The sequence below is a fragment of the Hydrogenophaga intermedia genome, assembly GCF_000723405.1.
Lineage (GTDB): Bacteria > Pseudomonadota > Gammaproteobacteria > Burkholderiales > Burkholderiaceae_C > Hydrogenophaga > Hydrogenophaga intermedia.
In genome coordinates this window covers 26,073-41,543 of record NZ_CCAE010000040.1, presented here as the reverse complement: position 1 = coordinate 41,543, position 15,471 = coordinate 26,073, and the positions used below count along the sequence as shown (strand labels likewise).

At 69.7% G+C, this 15,471-nt stretch carries 18 protein-coding genes; 9 read left to right on the top strand and 9 right to left on the bottom strand.

The annotated features are described in order from the left end of the window. Genes ilvC through BN948_RS18835 form a run of 6 tightly spaced genes read right to left on the bottom strand, consistent with a single transcriptional unit; the run spans position 1 to position 6,787 of the window. A complete protein-coding gene (ilvC, locus tag BN948_RS18860) occupies positions 1 to 1,017 on the bottom strand; it encodes a ketol-acid reductoisomerase (RefSeq protein ID WP_035623171.1) in 1,017 nt (338 codons plus the stop codon). 21 nt (positions 1,018 to 1,038) lie between these two features. After that, positions 1,039 to 2,025 (bottom strand): alpha-ketoacid dehydrogenase subunit beta, encoded by a 987-nt coding sequence (locus BN948_RS18855; RefSeq protein ID WP_009517643.1) that lies wholly within the window; start codon positions 2,023 to 2,025, stop codon positions 1,039 to 1,041. Then, on the bottom strand, positions 2,016 to 3,008 hold the full coding sequence (locus BN948_RS18850) for a thiamine pyrophosphate-dependent dehydrogenase E1 component subunit alpha (protein ID WP_009517644.1): 993 nt from the start codon (positions 3,006 to 3,008) through the stop codon (positions 2,016 to 2,018). The genes BN948_RS18855 and BN948_RS18850 overlap by 10 nt, the downstream gene beginning before the upstream one ends. Positions 3,009 to 3,025: 17 nt before the next feature. Further along, positions 3,026 to 4,906: a TRAP transporter large permease gene (locus BN948_RS18845; protein WP_009517645.1), complete on the bottom strand. Its 1,881-nt coding sequence runs from the start codon at positions 4,904 to 4,906 to the stop codon at positions 3,026 to 3,028. A gap of 1 nt (position 4,907) precedes the next feature. Then, a complete protein-coding gene (locus tag BN948_RS18840; RefSeq protein ID WP_009517646.1) occupies positions 4,908 to 5,924 on the bottom strand; it encodes a TRAP transporter substrate-binding protein in 1,017 nt (338 codons plus the stop codon). A 50-nt stretch (positions 5,925 to 5,974) separates the two neighbouring features. Continuing rightward, positions 5,975 to 6,787: an SDR family NAD(P)-dependent oxidoreductase gene (locus BN948_RS18835; protein ID WP_009517647.1), complete on the bottom strand. Its 813-nt coding sequence runs from the start codon at positions 6,785 to 6,787 to the stop codon at positions 5,975 to 5,977. 147 nt (positions 6,788 to 6,934) lie between these two features. Between BN948_RS18835 and BN948_RS18830 the strand changes: the two genes are divergently transcribed. Together BN948_RS18830 and BN948_RS18825 are read left to right on the top strand one after the other, a co-directional pair. Next, the gene (locus tag BN948_RS18830; protein ID WP_009517648.1) at positions 6,935 to 7,741 is read left to right on the top strand and encodes an IclR family transcriptional regulator; all 807 of its coding nucleotides are present in this window, start codon (positions 6,935 to 6,937) and stop codon (positions 7,739 to 7,741) included. Then, positions 7,738 to 8,268 carry a hypothetical protein gene (locus BN948_RS18825; protein ID WP_009517649.1) on the top strand — a complete coding sequence of 177 codons (531 nt, stop codon included), beginning with the start codon at positions 7,738 to 7,740 and terminating at the stop codon, positions 8,266 to 8,268. The genes BN948_RS18830 and BN948_RS18825 overlap by 4 nt, the downstream gene beginning before the upstream one ends. 6 nt (positions 8,269 to 8,274) lie before the next feature. Here BN948_RS18825 and BN948_RS18820 read toward each other — a convergent pair whose 3' ends face one another. After that, entirely contained in the window at positions 8,275 to 8,868 is a 594-nt protein-coding gene (locus BN948_RS18820; protein WP_009517650.1) for a hypothetical protein, read from the bottom strand. A gap of 134 nt (positions 8,869 to 9,002) precedes the next feature. Between BN948_RS18820 and BN948_RS18815 the strand changes: the two genes are divergently transcribed. The 5 genes from BN948_RS18815 to BN948_RS18795 are packed head-to-tail and all read left to right on the top strand — an operon-like array spanning position 9,003 to position 12,804. Then, positions 9,003 to 9,263, top strand: a complete 261-nt coding sequence (locus tag BN948_RS18815) for a ParD-like family protein (protein WP_009517651.1) — start codon at positions 9,003 to 9,005, stop codon at positions 9,261 to 9,263. Further along, on the top strand, positions 9,263 to 10,054 hold the full coding sequence (gene map, locus BN948_RS18810) for a type I methionyl aminopeptidase (RefSeq protein ID WP_009517652.1): 792 nt from the start codon (positions 9,263 to 9,265) through the stop codon (positions 10,052 to 10,054). Before BN948_RS18815 ends, map begins: the two co-directional genes overlap by 1 nt. A 44-nt stretch (positions 10,055 to 10,098) precedes the next feature. Next, positions 10,099 to 11,319 (top strand): hypothetical protein, encoded by a 1,221-nt coding sequence (locus BN948_RS18805; RefSeq protein ID WP_009517653.1) that lies wholly within the window; start codon positions 10,099 to 10,101, stop codon positions 11,317 to 11,319. 45 nt (positions 11,320 to 11,364) lie between these two features. After that, positions 11,365 to 12,021 (top strand): Vgb family protein, encoded by a 657-nt coding sequence (locus tag BN948_RS18800; protein ID WP_009517654.1) that lies wholly within the window; start codon positions 11,365 to 11,367, stop codon positions 12,019 to 12,021. Positions 12,022 to 12,051: 30 nt separating this feature from the next. After that, positions 12,052 to 12,804: a DUF899 domain-containing protein gene (locus tag BN948_RS18795; protein WP_009517655.1), complete on the top strand. Its 753-nt coding sequence runs from the start codon at positions 12,052 to 12,054 to the stop codon at positions 12,802 to 12,804. Positions 12,805 to 12,941: 137 nt separating this feature from the next. On the opposite strand, the gene BN948_RS18790 is transcribed toward BN948_RS18795, so the two are convergent. Continuing rightward, complete coding sequence (locus BN948_RS18790; RefSeq protein WP_009517656.1) at positions 12,942 to 13,499, bottom strand: NADPH-dependent FMN reductase; 558 nt, start codon at positions 13,497 to 13,499, stop codon at positions 12,942 to 12,944. Between the two features lie 101 nt (positions 13,500 to 13,600). On the opposite strand from BN948_RS18790, the gene BN948_RS18785 reads away from it, so the two are divergent. Both BN948_RS18785 and BN948_RS26740 read left to right on the top strand, forming a co-directional pair. Next, positions 13,601 to 14,698: an alpha/beta fold hydrolase gene (locus tag BN948_RS18785; protein WP_009517657.1), complete on the top strand. Its 1,098-nt coding sequence runs from the start codon at positions 13,601 to 13,603 to the stop codon at positions 14,696 to 14,698. Positions 14,699 to 14,834: 136 nt separating this feature from the next. Continuing rightward, on the top strand, positions 14,835 to 14,993 hold the full coding sequence (locus BN948_RS26740; protein WP_009517658.1) for a hypothetical protein: 159 nt from the start codon (positions 14,835 to 14,837) through the stop codon (positions 14,991 to 14,993). Here the strand turns inward: BN948_RS26740 and BN948_RS18780 are convergent. Then, positions 14,987 to 15,346, bottom strand: a complete 360-nt coding sequence (locus BN948_RS18780) for a hypothetical protein (protein ID WP_138820050.1) — start codon at positions 15,344 to 15,346, stop codon at positions 14,987 to 14,989. The two genes, BN948_RS26740 and BN948_RS18780, sit on opposite strands and share 7 nt — an antisense overlap. Between the last annotated feature and the right edge of the window lie 125 nt (positions 15,347 to 15,471).

Sequence of the window (15,471 nt, the reverse complement as noted above, 5' to 3'; positions counted from 1 at the left end):
TCAGTTGCGGCTCTGATCGACCAGCTTGTTCTTGGCGATCCAGGGCATCATGGCGCGAAGCTGCGCGCCCACCACCTCGATGCTGTGCTCGGCCGTGTTGCGCCGACGCGCGGTCATGCTCGGGTAGTTGGTGCGGCCTTCGCTGATGAACATCTTGGCGTAGTCGCCGTTCTGGATGCGCTTCAAGGCATTGCGCATGGCCACGCGCGACTGCTCGTTGATCACCTCGGGGCCCGTCACGTACTCGCCGAACTCCGCGTTGTTGGAGATCGAGTAGTTCATGTTGGCGATGCCGCCTTCGTAGATCAGGTCCACGATGAGCTTCAACTCGTGCAGGCACTCGAAGTAGGCCATCTCCGGCGCGTAGCCCGCTTCCACCAGCGTCTCGTAGCCCATCTTGATCAGCTCGACCGCGCCACCGCACAGCACGGCCTGTTCGCCGAAGAGATCGGTCTCGGTCTCTTCCTTGAAGTTGGTCTCGATGATGCCGGCCTTGCCACCGCCGTTGGCCATGGCGTAGGAGAGGGCCAGGTCGCGCGCCTTGCCGCTCTTGTCCTGGTGCACGGCCACCAGGTGGGGCACGCCACCGCCTTGCGCGTAGGTGCTGCGAACGGTGTGGCCGGGGGCTTTGGGCGCGACCATCCACACGTCCAGGTCGGCGCGGGGCACCACCTGGTTGTAGTGCACGTTGAAGCCGTGGGCGAAGGCCAGCGAGGCGCCCTGCTTGATGTTGGGCTCGACGTTGTTCTTGTAGACCTCGGCGATCTGCTCGTCGGGCAGCAGGATCATGACGACGTCGGCGGATTTCACCGCGTCATTGACTTCCAGCACGTTCAGGCCGGCCTTGCCGACCTTGTCCCACGAGGCGCCGCCCTTGCGCAGGCCCACCACCACCTTCACGCCGCTGTCGTTGAGGTTCTGCGCGTGCGCGTGGCCCTGGCTGCCGTAGCCGATGATCGCGACCGTCTTGCCCTTGATGAGGGACAGATCGCAGTCCTTGTCGTAGAAAACTTTCATGGTGGTGCTTCGTTTTGTGGATCAGGCGGCCGTTGCCTGCGGGGCGTCGGCCATGAGGGACAACGCTGCCTCGACGACAGCGGCGGGGGAGACACGGGCCACGGTTTCCAGCCGCGTGGCGTAGCCCACGGGAATGCGCGGCGCGCCCAGGCGGCCGATGCGGCAGCCCGTGGCCTGCGCGGCGGTGGCGGCCACCTCGGCGCCGAAGCCGGCGGCCTGCACGGCGTCGTGCACCACCAGCAGGCGGCGTGTGCGCGCGCAGTCGGCCAGCACGGCGTCGCGGTCCCAGGGCCACAGGGTGCCCAGGTCGATGACGCTGGCGCGCACGCCTTGCGCGGCCAGTTCGTCGGCGGCCTTCGCTGCGGTGTGCACGGCGGCGGACCAGCTCACGAGCGTGAGATCGTCGCCGCGCCGCAGGACGTTGGCGCGGCCGGGCGTGGCGATCAGCGAATCATCGACCTCGCCCTCCAGGCCCCACAGCTCCTTGTTCTCCATGTAGATCACCGGGTCCTCGCCGCGCAGGGCCTGGGTGAGCATGCTGAAGTTGTCTTGCGGTGTGGCGGGGCACATCACCACCACGCCGGGCAGGTGGGCGAACCAGGCCTCCAGGCTTTGCGAGTGCTGAGCGGCCGAGTTGGCCCAGAAGCCGATGGGCAGGCGCATCACCAGCGGCACGCGGCCCTGGCCGCCGAACATGTAGCGGTTCTTGGCGGCCTGGTTGACGATCTCGTCCATGGCGCAGAGCGCGAAGTCGACCACGCGCATCTCCACCACGGGGCGCATGCCCACCAGCGCCATGCCCACGCCGACGCCGACGATGGTGGCTTCGGAGATGGGCGTGTCGATCACGCGCTCGGGCCCGAAGGCGGCCTGCAGGCCCTTGTACTGCTGGAAGATGCCGCCCCGGCCCACGTCTTCGCCCAGCACCACCACGCGCGGGTCATCGCGCATGGCGTTGGTCATCGCGCGCACGGCGGCGTCGGCATAGGTGGTGCGGATCAGTGCCATGCGCCGGCTCCGGTGGTCTGGATGTCGGTGAAGGCCGCGGCCGGCTCGGGCGCGGGCGATGCGTCGGCGAAGGCCACGGCGTCGTCGATCTCGGCGCGCACCTCGGCGTCGATGGCGTCGAGCTGCGCGAGCGTGGCGCCGCCGGCCAGGGCGGCTTCGCGCGCGCGACGCAGCGGGTCGGCGTCGATGGCGCCTTGCAGGTCGTTCGGGTCGCGGTAGCCCTGGGTGTCCACCGACACGTGGCCGCGCACGCGCCAGGTGAGGGCGTGCAGCAGTTGGGGGCCTTCGCCCGCGTGGATCTTGGCGACCAGGCGGCCGGCGGCCGCGTGCACGGCCTGCACGTCGTTGCCGTCGGCCGTTTCACCGGGCACGCCCAGCGCCGCTGCGCGCGCGGCCACGCCGGGGCCGGCGCTGAGGCCCGCGGTGGCGGTGGTGGCGGAGTAGCGGTTGTCCTCGCAGACGAAGAGCACCGGCAGCTTGAAGACGGCGGCCCAGTTGAGCGCTTCCAGGAAGGGCCCGCGGTTGGTGGCGCCGTCGCCGAAGAAGCAGGCCACCAGGTGCGGCTTGCCTTGCAGCTTGAGCGCCTGCGCCGCGCCGCAGGCGATGGGCAGGCCGGCGGTGACGACACCGTTGGCGCCCAGCATGCCCACCGAGAAGTCGGCGATGTGCATGGAGCCGCCCTTGCCGCCGTTGCTGCCACCGGCGCGGCCGAACAGCTCGGCCATCATGCGGCGCATGTCGCCGCCCTTGGCCAGGGTGTGGCCGTGGCCGCGGTGGGTGCTCGTCAGCAGATCCTCGCGGCTGAGGTGGGCGCAGACGCCGGCGGCCACGGCCTCCTGCCCGATGGACAGGTGCAGTGGGCCGCGCACCTTGGCGCGTTCGTCCAGCTTGGCGCCGAGCACGCCCACGCCGCCCTGGCTGGCCACCTCGGCCGCGAGTTCGAAGGCGCGGATGCGCGCCATGGTTCGGTACAGATCGATCATGTTCACGCGGGCCTTCGTCACAAGACCATGGTGGTGATGCCCGGTACGGCCGCGATGATCAGCACGCCCACGAGCAGTGCGACCAGATACGGCCAGATGGCGCCGATGACCTCGTCGGGCGGGGCGCCGCCGATGCGGCAGGCGATGTAGAAGCCCACGCCGATGGGGGGCATCATCAGGCCGATGTTCATGGCGCAGACGATGACCATGGCGTAGTGCACGTCGTTGATGCCCAGCTTGTGCGCGATGGGGAACATGATGGGCGCGAGCAGCAGCACGGCGGGCAGGCCTTCCAGCAGACAGCCCAGGGCCACGAAGACCACGATGGTGACGGCCATGAAGCCGACCCAGCCGCCGGGCAGCGAGGTCATCACCGTGGACAGTTGCTGCACCACGCCGCTCTGCGTGATGGACCAGGCCATGGCCGAGGCCGAGCCCAGCACCAGCAGCACCACGCCCGAGAGCGCGGCGGTCTCCACCAGCATGTCGTAGAACTTGCGCAGGCCGATGCCGCCGTACATCACCTGGCCCACGAACAGCGCGTAGACCACGGCGACGGTGGAGACCTCGGTGGCTGTGGCCACGCCTTCGCCCACCGCCGCGCGGATGAGGAAGGGCAGCACCAGCGCGGGCGCGGCGATCAGCAGGAAGCGGCGCACCAGCGACAGCGGGGCGCGCTTGGCGTCGTGCATGTCTTCGTTGCGGGCCTTCCAGCGCGCCAGCACCAGCAGCACGGCCAGCAGCACCATGGCGATGACGAAGCCGGCCTGGAACAGGCCCGCGATGGACACGCCGGCCACAGCGCCCAGCACGATGAGCACGATGCTGGGTGGCACGGTGTCGGCCATGGCGGCGCCGGTGGCCAGCAGGGCCACCATCTCGCGCGGCTTGTGGCCGCGGCGCTTCATCTCGGGGAAGAGGGCGGGGGCCACGGTGGCCATGTCGGACACCTTGGAACCGGAGATGCCCGAGACGATGAACAGCGAACCCAGCAGCACGTAGGACATGCCGGCCTTGACGTGGCCGAGCAGCGAGCCCAGGAAATCGACGATGGCCTTGCCCATGCCGGTCGCATCAAGGATGCAGCCCAGCAGCACGAAGATGGGCACGGACACCAGCACCAGGCTGGACATGCCTTCGTCCATGCGCCCGATGACGACGGTGAGCGGCACGTGCGTGGTGAAGGCCAGGTAACACACCGCGCCCACGCCGAAGCAGAAGGCGATGGGCACACCCGCCACCAGGCAGATGGCGGCGAAGCCGATGAGGAAGAAGCCGATGTTGGCCGCGCCCAGCTTCATGAGCTGCGGCGAGAAGTGCCAGCACAGGCCCGCGACCACCGCCACCAGCAGCACGGCCAGCGCCAGGTCGGCCTTGCGCGCGGAGCGGCCGGCGTACAGCACCACCAGGGCCAGCATGACGGCGAAGCCGAAGCCGATGGAGCTGACGCGGAAGGAGTTGGGCAGGTCCAGCGCGGGCGTGTGGATGAACCACTCGTCTTTGGCGTAGTCGATGGCCGGGCCGATGAGCGCGAGCAGCACCGCCGCGATGGCCACCAGCGCGAAGGCGTGCACGAACTCGCGCAGGCGCGGCGGCAGCAGGTCGACGAACAGGCCCAGGCGCAGGTGTTCGTTGCGGTGCACGGCGATGGCCGCGCCCAGCATGGTGAGCCAGATGAAGGAGATCGAGACGACCTCGTCCGACCACACCAGGGACTGGTTGAACACGTAGCGCGAGACCACGCCCACCAGCAGCAGCACCGTGATGACCACCATGAGGAGGGCCGAGACGGCCTCCAGCGGCTTGAGCCAGAGCGGGCTGCTGCGGGTGTCGTGAAGGACGGTGCCCTTGTAGGCACCGTCGGCGTCGGCGGAGGTGCCGGCGATGAGTTCCGTCATGTCAACCCAGCTTGCCGGTGTACTTTTCCATCACGGCCCAGGCCTCGTCGCCGAACTTGCCCTTCCACTCGGCGTAGAAGCCGGCGCTGCGCAGCTTGTCGCGGAAGGGCGCGGTGTTGGGCGAGTTGAAGACGATGCCCTTGGCGGTGAGGTCCTTCTGCAGCGTGGCCTCGTTGGCGGCCACGTCCACGCGCTCCTTCACGGCGGCGGCGTTGATGTGCTTGGTGACGATGTCGCGCACGTCGGGTGGCAGGCGGTCCCAGGCGCGGCGGTTGATCAGCGTCCAGAAGCCGTCCCACATGTGGTTGGTGAGCGAACAGTACTTCTGCACCTCGTAGAGCTTGAAGTTGGAGATGACCGCGAAGGGGTTCTCCTGGCCGTCGGCCACCTTGGTCTGCAGGGCCGTGTACATCTCGGACGCGTTGATCGAGATCGGCGAGGAGCCGAAGGCCTTGAACATGGAGGTCCACATCGGCGACACCGGCACGCGGATCTTGAAACCCTCCAGGTCGGCCGGGGAGTTGATGGGCTTGGTGGACGAGGTGGTCTGGCGGAAGCCGTTGTCCCAGATGCGGTCGAGCGTGTGCAGGTTGGCCTTGGCGATCTGCGCGCGGATGTAGGCGCCGACGTCACCGTCCATGGCCTTCCACACGGTGTCGTAGTTGGGGAAGGCGAAGCCCAGGCCGTTGAGCGCGGCGGGCGTGACGAGGGTGGACAGGATGAGGCCGGAGAGGTTGAACATCTCCACACCGCCCGAACGCAACTGGCTCAGCGTGTCGGTGTCGGAGCCGAGTTGGTTGCTGGGGAAGAGCTGGATGTCCATGCGGCCATTGGTTTCCTTCTTGATGGCCTCCACCGCTTCCTTGGCGCGCACGTTCATGGGGTGCTGCGGCGGCTGGTTGTTGGCGTACTTGAAGGTGAACTCGGCGTTCTGGCCATAGGCCAGCTTCAGTGGCGCGGCCACGCTGGCCGCGGTGATGCCCGTGGCCTTGATGAGGGTGCGGCGGGAAATGGTCATGGTGTGTCTCCTCTGGTTGGGGTGCTGGCGCGGGGGAAGGGGTGCGGCGCTCACGCGGCCTGCGGCGTGGCGGCTGGGATGTCGAACAACTGGCGCATGTACAGGCCGCTGGCCAGGTAGCCGCCGTCGACGCCGAGCGTCTGGCCGGTGACGAAGCTGGCCTGTTCGGAGGCGAAGAACAGCGCGGCGGCGGACACCTCGGCCGGCGAGCAGAAGCGGTGCATGGGGCAGACGTCGAGATAGGTGTTGGCCTTGGAGCTGCCGTGCAGGCTGCGGATCATGGGCGTGTCGACGAAGCCTGGCGCGATGGCATTGACGGTGATGCCTTGTTCGCCGAGCTCGATGGCGAATTGCGCCGTCATGGCGATGAGCGCGGCCTTGGAGCTGCCGTAGGCCAGGCGCCCCGTGCCCGCGCGCACGCCGCTGATGGACGAGACGTTGACGATGCGGCCCCAGCCCTGGCGCTTCATGCCCGGCAGCACCGCCTGCGTGAGCAGCATGGGCGCCGTGAGGTTGATGGCCAGCGTGGTGTTCCACTGCGCCAGCGAAACCTCGTCGTGCGGCTGGGTGGAGACCACGCCCGCGTTGTTGACGAGGATGTCGACCTGCGGGTGGCGGCGCAGGAGCGCGGCCATGGTGCGTTCGATGGCCTCGGCGTCGGCCAGGTCGGCCACGAAGGCCTCGGCCTGGCCGCCGGCCTCGCGAATGCCCTGCGCGGCCTGCTCGGCCGCCGGGCCGTTGCGGTCCACGATGCAGACCGTGGCGCCTTGCCGCGCCAGGTCTTGTGCGATCTGCAGGCCGATGCCGCTGGCGGCGCCCGTGACCAAAGCGACGCGCCCGACGTGCTGATTGGGGTTGTCCATCTCGCCCTTGTGAGGTTGAATGTCCAGAATGTGAATCGATTGGCCACATGTTCGCAGCACAACTGACGTGAGCGTCAGAGGAAAACCCTGAATCTCCCCGCAAAACCGGTTCACTATGTGATCCGAGAATTGCGGGTTTTCACCAAGATGAACGCACCCGAAGCACCGGCCGGCGAAACCGCTGGCGCGCAGACCCTGCGAAGGGGGCTGGGCATCCTGAAGCTGCTGGCGCGCCATCAGCCCGAGGGGCTGCGCATTGGCGAGATCGGGCGCCGCCTGGGCCTGAGCAAGGCCACGGCGGTGCGGCTGACGCACACGCTGGCGGACGAGCGCTTCGTGGTGCACGACGCGGCGAGCCGCTGCTACCGGCTGGGGCCGGAGTCCTTCGTGGTGGGCCTGGCGGCCGAGCCCAGCTACTCGCTGCAGCGCCTGGCCACGGCCTCGCTGCGCGCCTTCGCGCTGGAGACGGGCGACTGGGTGTTCTTCTCGGTGGTGCAGGGGCTGGAGGCGATCTGCCTCTCACGCGAGACGGGCCACGGCCCCATCCCCAGCGACGCGCTGCGCCTGGGCGACCGGCACCCGCTGGGCGCGGGCGCGGGGGGCCTGGCCATCCTGGCCGCGCTGCCCGACGAGGAGGTGGAGCTCGCGCTGCAGGTCAACGGTGCCTTCATCGACGAGCACTTCCCCAAGTCACCGGTGGCGGTGATCCGCCACCTCGTGGCCGAAACGCGCGAGCGCGGTTACGCGGTGATCCCCGGCATCGTGGTGCCGGGCTACTGGGCGCTGGGGGTGCCACTGCTGCAGCGCGATGGCCGGCCGGTGGGCGCGATCGTGCTGGTGGCGAGCGAGTCGCGCCTGCACCCGACGCGCCGGGCGGCGCTGGGGGACCGCATGCTGGCGATCAGCCGGGACCTGATGAGCCGGGCGGCGCAGGGGGAGGGCATCGCGCCATGACAAATTCCAACCGCTCCACGCGGCGGCAGATCATCACCGTGGTGCTGCTGGTGCTGGCACTTGTCGGCGGCCTGGTGCGCTGGCTGGCGCCCCAGCCGTCGGTGGCGCGCGACCTGGGGACCCTGCTGATGGTGCTGTGGCTGCCCATCGTCGGCAACGTCATCGCGTGGCTGATCCGGCGCGCGAAGACGCCAAAGCAGGTGCCGCCGGGCTTCGCGGCCGGTGCCGTGTTCGTGCCGCATGCGCGCATTGAACTGGTGCTGCTGATGACCGATGTGCCCCGGCTCAGCCGACCCATCCGTGCGGGCTATTTCGATGGCGCTCTGGTGGTGGGCACCGAGGGATTCACCACGCGCCTGCTGGTGCCGCCGGATGGGGAGCCGGCGCCGGGGGAGCCTTGCGCGCTGGAGGCGCAGTTTCTGCGCCCGGAGCTGGCGCTGGCCAAGCTGGCGGCGGGCACCCGGTTCACCTTGCTGTCCGGCCGCACGGTGCTCGGCACCGGGCACGTGCTGCCGATGGTGGGTTGAGCGCGTTCAGCGGGCGACGCCGGCCCCGGGAGCCGGCGCCTCGGCGCCCGGCGGCTCCGCGGGCTCCAGCAGGCTGCGCGGCGGGTTGCGCTTCATCTCGTCCGCGAAGGTCACCTGCTCGGGGCTCATGCACTCGTCGGCCACGCGCAGGCCGAGCTTCTGGCTCATGAGCATGGACTTGTTGCCCAGTTGAAGCCACAGCGCGCCGCGTTTCGGGTCTTCCAGGCGGATGGCGCCGGTGCGGCTTTCCACCGGGTGCATGTAGTAGCGCGTCTTGCGCGGCTTGTCGACCTGCACGAGGAAAAAGCCCTGGCGTTTGGCGGGCGTGATTTCCACGGCCGCGCCCAGCTCGCAGGGGATCTTGCCGACGTACACGCGCTGCGCCACCGCCAGGTCGGCCTCGGTGAGCGTGACGCTGCTGTCTTCCTCGATCGGCGTCACCTCTTCCACGGCCTTGGCGGCGGAGCGCTTGAGCGGCGCGCGCTTCTTGGTGGGTTCCTGGGCGGTGGCGGCGGGCTTGGGTGAAGGGGTTTGCGCGAGCGCGGCCACCGGCGCGAAAGCCAGGGCGCTGAGGGAGAGGGCGAGGGGCAGCAGTTTCATGGGCTCGGATCGGAAGTCGGCGTCCAGTCTGCCTGCACTGGCGCGGAAAAAGTGTACGCAGATGTTCGATCCGGTCTTTGTCTGTATCGCCGGTGGTCTATATAATTCGTATACGTTTCATATACGGATTGACCATGGGCATCGTGAAGATTTCGGACCAGATGCACGAGAACCTGCGCGTGGCGGGCAACGCACTCAGCCGCTCCATCAACGCACAGGCCGAGCACTGGATGCGCGTGGGCATGCTGGCCGAAATGCACCCCGGCCTTGACCACCAGGCCATCTGCCAGCGGCTGGTGCGCGCCGAACTCGACGGAGGGCTGGACATCACGGTGGCCATCGCCCCCGAGGGCAAGGGCCGCAAGCCCCGCGCACCGTCGAACGGAAAACGCTGATGGAGCGCGGCATCACCATCAAGTCCGCCGAGGACATCGAGAAGGCGCGGCGCGCCGGCCAACTGGCCGCCGAGGTGCTGAGCGTTGTCGCGCCCCACGTGAAGCCGGGGGTGAGCACGGAGGCGCTTGACCGCATCTGCCACGAGCACATCGTGAAGGTGCAGCGCGCCGTTCCCGCCAACCTGGGTTACCACGGCTACCCCAAGACCATCCTCACCTCCGTCAACCAGGTGGTGTGCCACGGCATTCCCTCGCCCGACAAGATCCTGAAGAAGGGCGACATCGTCAACATCGACGTCGCGGTGAACCACGGTGGCTGGTTCGGCGACACCAGCCGCATGTTCTTCGTGGGCGCGCCGAGCGTGCTGGCGCGGCGCCTGGTGGAGACGACCTACGAGGCCATGCGGGCGGGCATCCGCCAGGTGCGGCCTGGCGCCACGCTGGGCGACATCGGGCACGCCATCCAGGCGGTGGCGCAGCGCGAGCGGTTCAGCGTGGTGCGCGAGTACTGCGGGCACGGCATCGGGCAGGTCTACCACGAGAAGCCCGACGTGCTGCACTACGGGCAGCGCGGGGAAGGGCTCACGCTGGAGGCGGGGATGGTGTTCACCATCGAGCCCATGCTCAACGCCGGCCTGCGCGACACGCGCACCCTGGCCGATGGGTGGACGGTGGTGACGAAAGACCGCTCGCTGTCGGCGCAGTGGGAGCACATGGTGGCGGTGACGCCCGAGGGGTACGAGGTGCTGACGGGCTGGCCGGAGGGGACGGGGGCGTACGCGCCGGTGTGAGCGCCGGACGGGGGTGCGGTCGAGGCCGCTAAGCTACGCCGCCCATGGACTCCCTCATCGCCGCCGCCGCCCGCGCGCTTGCCACCGGTGCCCCGCTGGCCGCACTGCAGCGCGTCGCGCTGCGCGAGGACCCGCCCGCATTGGCGCTGCGCGGCATCGCGATGGCGCAACTGGGCGAGTACCCGCGCGCCCGCGAGCTGCTGCGCCGCGCGGGCAAGGGCTTTGGGCCGCACGAGGCGCTGGCCCGCGCGCGTTGCGTGGTGGCCGAGGCGGAGGTGGCGTTGGCGCTGCGCGAGTTGGGCGGCTCGCCGCGCACCCTGCTGGCCGCCGCGAAGACCTTGGCCGCGCGCGGCGACCAGGCCAATGCCTGGCAGGCGCAACTGATCGCCGCGCGCTGGCGTTTGCTGGTCGGTCGGCTCGACGAAGCCGCCGCGCAACTGGAACCATTGAACGGGCAGGCCCTGCCGCCGCTGCTGGCCGCCGTCGCCCACCTCCTCTCGGCCGAGCTGGCCTTGCGTTCGCTGCGCACCGGCCCCGCGCGCCAGGCACTGGTGCGCGCGAAGCAGGCCGCCGAGCGCGCTGGCGTGCCCGCGTTGCAGGCCGAGGTGAGCGAGGCGCGCGCGGCGCTGGAGCGCCCGGCCGCGCGCCGTGTGGGCTCGGGTGGCGAACAGGTGCTGCGCCTGGACGAGGTGGAGGCGCTGCTCGCCTCGCGCGCGCTGGTGGTGGACGCCTGCCGGCGCGGCTTGAGCGCGGGCGCCGCGTGGCAGTCGCTGGCGGGGCGTCCGGTGCTGTTCACGCTGGCCCTGGCCCTGGCCGAGGCCTGGCCCGGCAACGTGGACCGCCAGGCGCTGATCGAGCGCGCCTTTCGCACGCGGCACCCCGACGAGACCCACCGCGCGCGCTTGCGGGTGGAGATCGGCCGCCTGCGCGCGCTGGCCGCCGAGGTGGCGGACATCGTGGCCACGCCGCGCGGCTTCCAGATCGTGCCCCGCGACGGGCGTCCCGTGATCGTGCTTGCGCCGCCCATTGAAGGCGAGCTGGCCGCGCTGCAGGCGCTGCTGTCCGACGGAGCGGCCTGGTCCACGTCGGCGCTGGCCCTGGCGCTGGGCGCCAGCCAGCGCACGGTGCAGCGCGCCCTGGCGGAACTGCAGACGCAGGGCCGTGTGCGGGCCATCGGTCAGGCGCGCTCGCGCCGCTGGCTGGCGCCACCGCTGGCGGGATTCACGACGATCTTGTTACTCCCCGCTTCGCTGCCGCTTGACTAGAGTGCACCTCAAGGCGTCGCGTGTGGCGCCCTCAAGGAGCACCTGATGAAGAGCAACCCATCGATCCAGCCCGCCGAGGTCGTGCGCGAGTACGGCCCCTTCGACGGCGCCACCAACGTCCACGGGGTGAGCTACGACGGCCGCCACGTGTGGGCCGCCACCGGCCCGCGCATCGTGGCCTTCGACCCCGCCAGCGGCGAGACCGTGCGCCGCGTCGAACAGCCCGGCGACGCGGGCACCGCCTTCGATGGCAAGCACCTCTACCAGATCGCCGAGTCGCGCATCGACAAGATCGACCCGGCCACGGGGAAGGTGCTGGCCTCCATTCCCGCGCCGGGCCAGGGCTACGACTCGGGCCTGACCTGGGCCGAGGGCAGCCTGTGGGTGGGCCAGTACCGCGACCGCAAGATCCACCAGATCGACCCCGAGACGGGCGCGATCCGCCGCACCATCGAATCGAACCGCTTCGTCACCGGCGTCACCTGGGTGGACGGCGAGCTGTGGCACGGCACCTGGGAAGCGGACGAGAGCGAGCTGCGCCGCATCGACCCCGCCAATGGCGAGGTGCTGCAGCGCCTGCGCATGCCGGCGGGCGAGGGCGTGAGCGGGCTGGAGTCCGACGGTGCCGACCTTTTCTATTGCGGCGGTGGCGGCAGCGGCAAGGTGCGCGCCGTGCGCCGGCCCAAGGCCCTTCAATCCTGAAGTCCCTCAACCCTGAAACTGGAGCCTCTCATGAACCCCACCACCATCACCGACCGCGAGCAATGGCTCGAACAACGCCTGGCGCTGCTGGAGCGTGAAAAGGAACTCGGCCGCCTGAGCGACGAACTCGCCGAGGCGCGCCGCGCACTGCCCTGGGTGCGCATGGACAAACGCTACGTGTTCGACACACCCGAGGGTCCGCGCGCGCTGGCCGATCTGTTCGACGGCCGCCGCCAGTTGCTGGTGCAGCACTTCATGCTGGGCCCGGGCTGGGAGCAGGGCTGCAAGAGCTGCTCGTACATGGCCGACCACACCGACGGCATGCTGGCGCACCTGGCCGCGCGCGACGTGGCCTTCGTGGCGGTCTCGCGCGCGCCGCTGGCGGAGATCGAGCGCTTTCAGCAGCGCATGGGCTGGCACTTCCGCTGGGTGTCGTCCCACGGCAGCGACTTCAACCGCGACTTCGGCGTGAGCTTCACGCCGGCCGAAGTGGCCGCGCAATCCATGCACTACAACTTCGCGCAACGGCCCTTCGCCAACGACGAGATGCCCGGCGTGAGCGTGTTCGCGAAGAACGACGCGGGCGAGGTGTTCCACACCTATTCGACCTACGGACGCGGCGTGGAGGTGATGATGGGCACCTACCGGCTGCTGGACCTCACGCCGCGCGGACGCCACGAGGACGGCCTGGACGACACCATGGGCTGGGTGCGGCACCACGACCGGTACGTGGACCGGCCGGCGGCGAAAGGGGGCGCATCGTGCTGCGGCTCGCGCGCCTGACGGTGCTGCTGGCGCTGACGCACGTCACGTGCGTGGGCTCGGTCGTGGCCCCTGCGGTCGGTGTGCCGATGCTGCTGTCGCTGTGTTCGGCCGTGGCCTTGTAGCCGGGTGACGCCGCCGCGCGCCGCGTGGTCGGCTCAGCCCGCCTTGTGCGCGGCCACGAAGTCCGCGAAGGCCGACATGTACTTGCGCAGGAATTCCTCGGTGCCGGCGTCGGTGCAGGCGCCGTCCTCGGTGAAGAGGCCTTTCTTGAACTGAAGGTAGACCTCGGGTTGCAGCAACTGCGGCACGTCCAGGTAGTTGAGCACGCCGCGCAGGTGCGCCTGGCCGAGCGCGGTGCCGATGGCGCCCACCGAGGCGCCGACCACGCCCGCCGGCTTGCGCGCGAAGGCGCTCTTGCCGTAGGGCCGGGAGCCCCAGTCGATGGCGTTCTTGAGCACGCCCGGGATGGAGCGGTTGTACTCGGGTGTCACGAAGAGCAGGGCGTCCGCGTCGGCGATGGCCTGCTTGAAGGCGGTGGCCGCGGGCGGAAAGTTCGCGTCCATGTCGTAGCTGTAGAAGGGCAGGTCCTTGATGGGGATCTCGGTCATGGCGAGCTCGGCTGGTGCGAGCTTGACCAGGGCCTTGGCGAGCTGGCGGTTGATGGAGGCGCTGGCGATGCTGCCGATGATGATGCCGACCTTGTGCTGGGCCATTGGGTTTCTCCTGAGGTGTGGTGGACGGGCCATTGTTGGCCGACGGCCAAACCCGACCGGACGATGGGGGCACGGCGCGTTCCCGATCCCATAATCACCGCGTGGCGCCGCCGCTCACTCAGACGATCCGTTTCTGCACCACCCGCGATGGTGTGCGGATCGCTTTTGCCAGCACCGGCCAGGGCGCGCCGCTGGTGCGCGCGGCGCACTTCCTCACGCACCTGGACGGTGACCTCGGCAGCCCGGTGTGGCGCCCCTGGATCGACGAACTGAGCCGCGAGCGCACGCTGATCCGCTACGACGGGCGTGGCTGCGGCCTGTCGGACCGCACGGACGCGCCGCTGGCGCTGGACGCCTGGCTGGCCGATCTGGAGGCCGTGGTCGAGGCCGCGGGGCTGGATCGCTTCGCGCTGTTCGGCTGCTCGCAGGGCGCGGCGGTGGCCGTGGCCTATGCGGCACGCCACCCCGAACGCGTCACGGCCTTGGCCATCATCGGCGGCTACGTGCGCGGCCTGCTGCACCGCCAGCCCACGCCGCAGCAGTTGAAGGAAGCGAAGCTGCTGCTGGACCTGGTCGAGATCGGCTGGGGCCAGGACAGCGAGGCCTTCCGGCAGGTGTTCACCTCGCTCTTCATCCCGGGTGGCACGCCGGAGCAGACGCGCTGGTTCAACGAGCTGGAGCGCCTGTCGTGCAGCCCCGAGCACGCGGCGCGCACCATTGCGGCCTTCGGATCGATTGACGTGAGCGACGAGGCCCGGCGTGTGCGTTGCCCCGTGCTGGTGATGCACGCGCGCGGCGATCTGCGCGTGCCCTTCGACGAAGGCCGCCACATCGCGGGCCTGATCGAGGGCGCGCGCTTTGTGCCCATCGACAGCCGCAACCACGTGCTCTTGCAGCAGGAGCCGGCCTTCGCCGGCAGCTTCGCTACCGTGCGACGGTTCCTTGCCGACGCGGAGGCGGTGGATGCACCACTGTCGCCGCTGTTCACGCGGCTGAGCCCCGGCGAGCGGGCCCTGCTGGAGTTGCTCGCGCAGGGCCGCGACAACCTGCAGATCGCGGCCCACCTGGGCCTGAGCGAGAAGACCGTGCGCAACAAGGTCTCGGCGGTGTTCGGCAAGCTCGAGGTGGCGACGCGGGCGCAGGCGATCGTGCTGGCGCGGGAGGCGGGGTATGGGAAGGGCAAGCCGCCGCCCGGCTGAGGCGCGGGACGGCGGTCCCGGCGGCCGGCGCGCGAGCAGGTGCCCAGGGACCGGATCGGGACATCTGCCCCGCGCATCGAAGGCGACCGTTCGCTGAAATGCCTGAACGCGCAGCCCGCGCGTTCAGGAGCTCGGCATGAAAGCCATTGCACTCTTCGCCTCGCCCCGCATGGGCGCCCCGCTGGCCGACCGTTGCCGGCGACTGGCTCCCAAGCTGCGCGCCTGGTTCGCCGCGCGATGTCAGGCGGCCTGTCAGCATGCGGAACGGCCGGAGCGGGTGGTGCCCTACTACTGATTGGCGGCGCTGTCCCGGCGGAGGCGCCGCCATTCGAACAGGGCCGATACGAAGAAGGCCCCGCCGATGATCAAGAGGGCGGCAATCTTGCCCCGCGGGCCCAACACTTCATGAGCCCACGTGAAAAGGATCGAAGCCTTACCCGTGTAGGGTGGCGCTGAAGGAGAGAGCCATTCCATCAAGGCCAATCCGATGGCCATTGCAGATATCCCCAACTGGATCTGCCATTTCCCGCTATCGCCGGGCAGCACGCCGCGCTTCATGCGCTCGCGCGACAACGGGGTAACGTCCGTGCGGCGCAGCCGACGACTGTCCCAGACGATGAACACGGCGAGTCCCGCCAACAGTGCCATGCCGATCCACATACCTATCCCCGCCCCTGAGTTCGAGATGCGGCCCGCATTGTCGTCGCTGCGGTGGCGCCCGATGGCTGAGAGCTTCTAAACTGTCTGCTTCGCCCAGACCTGCCGAGGCCATC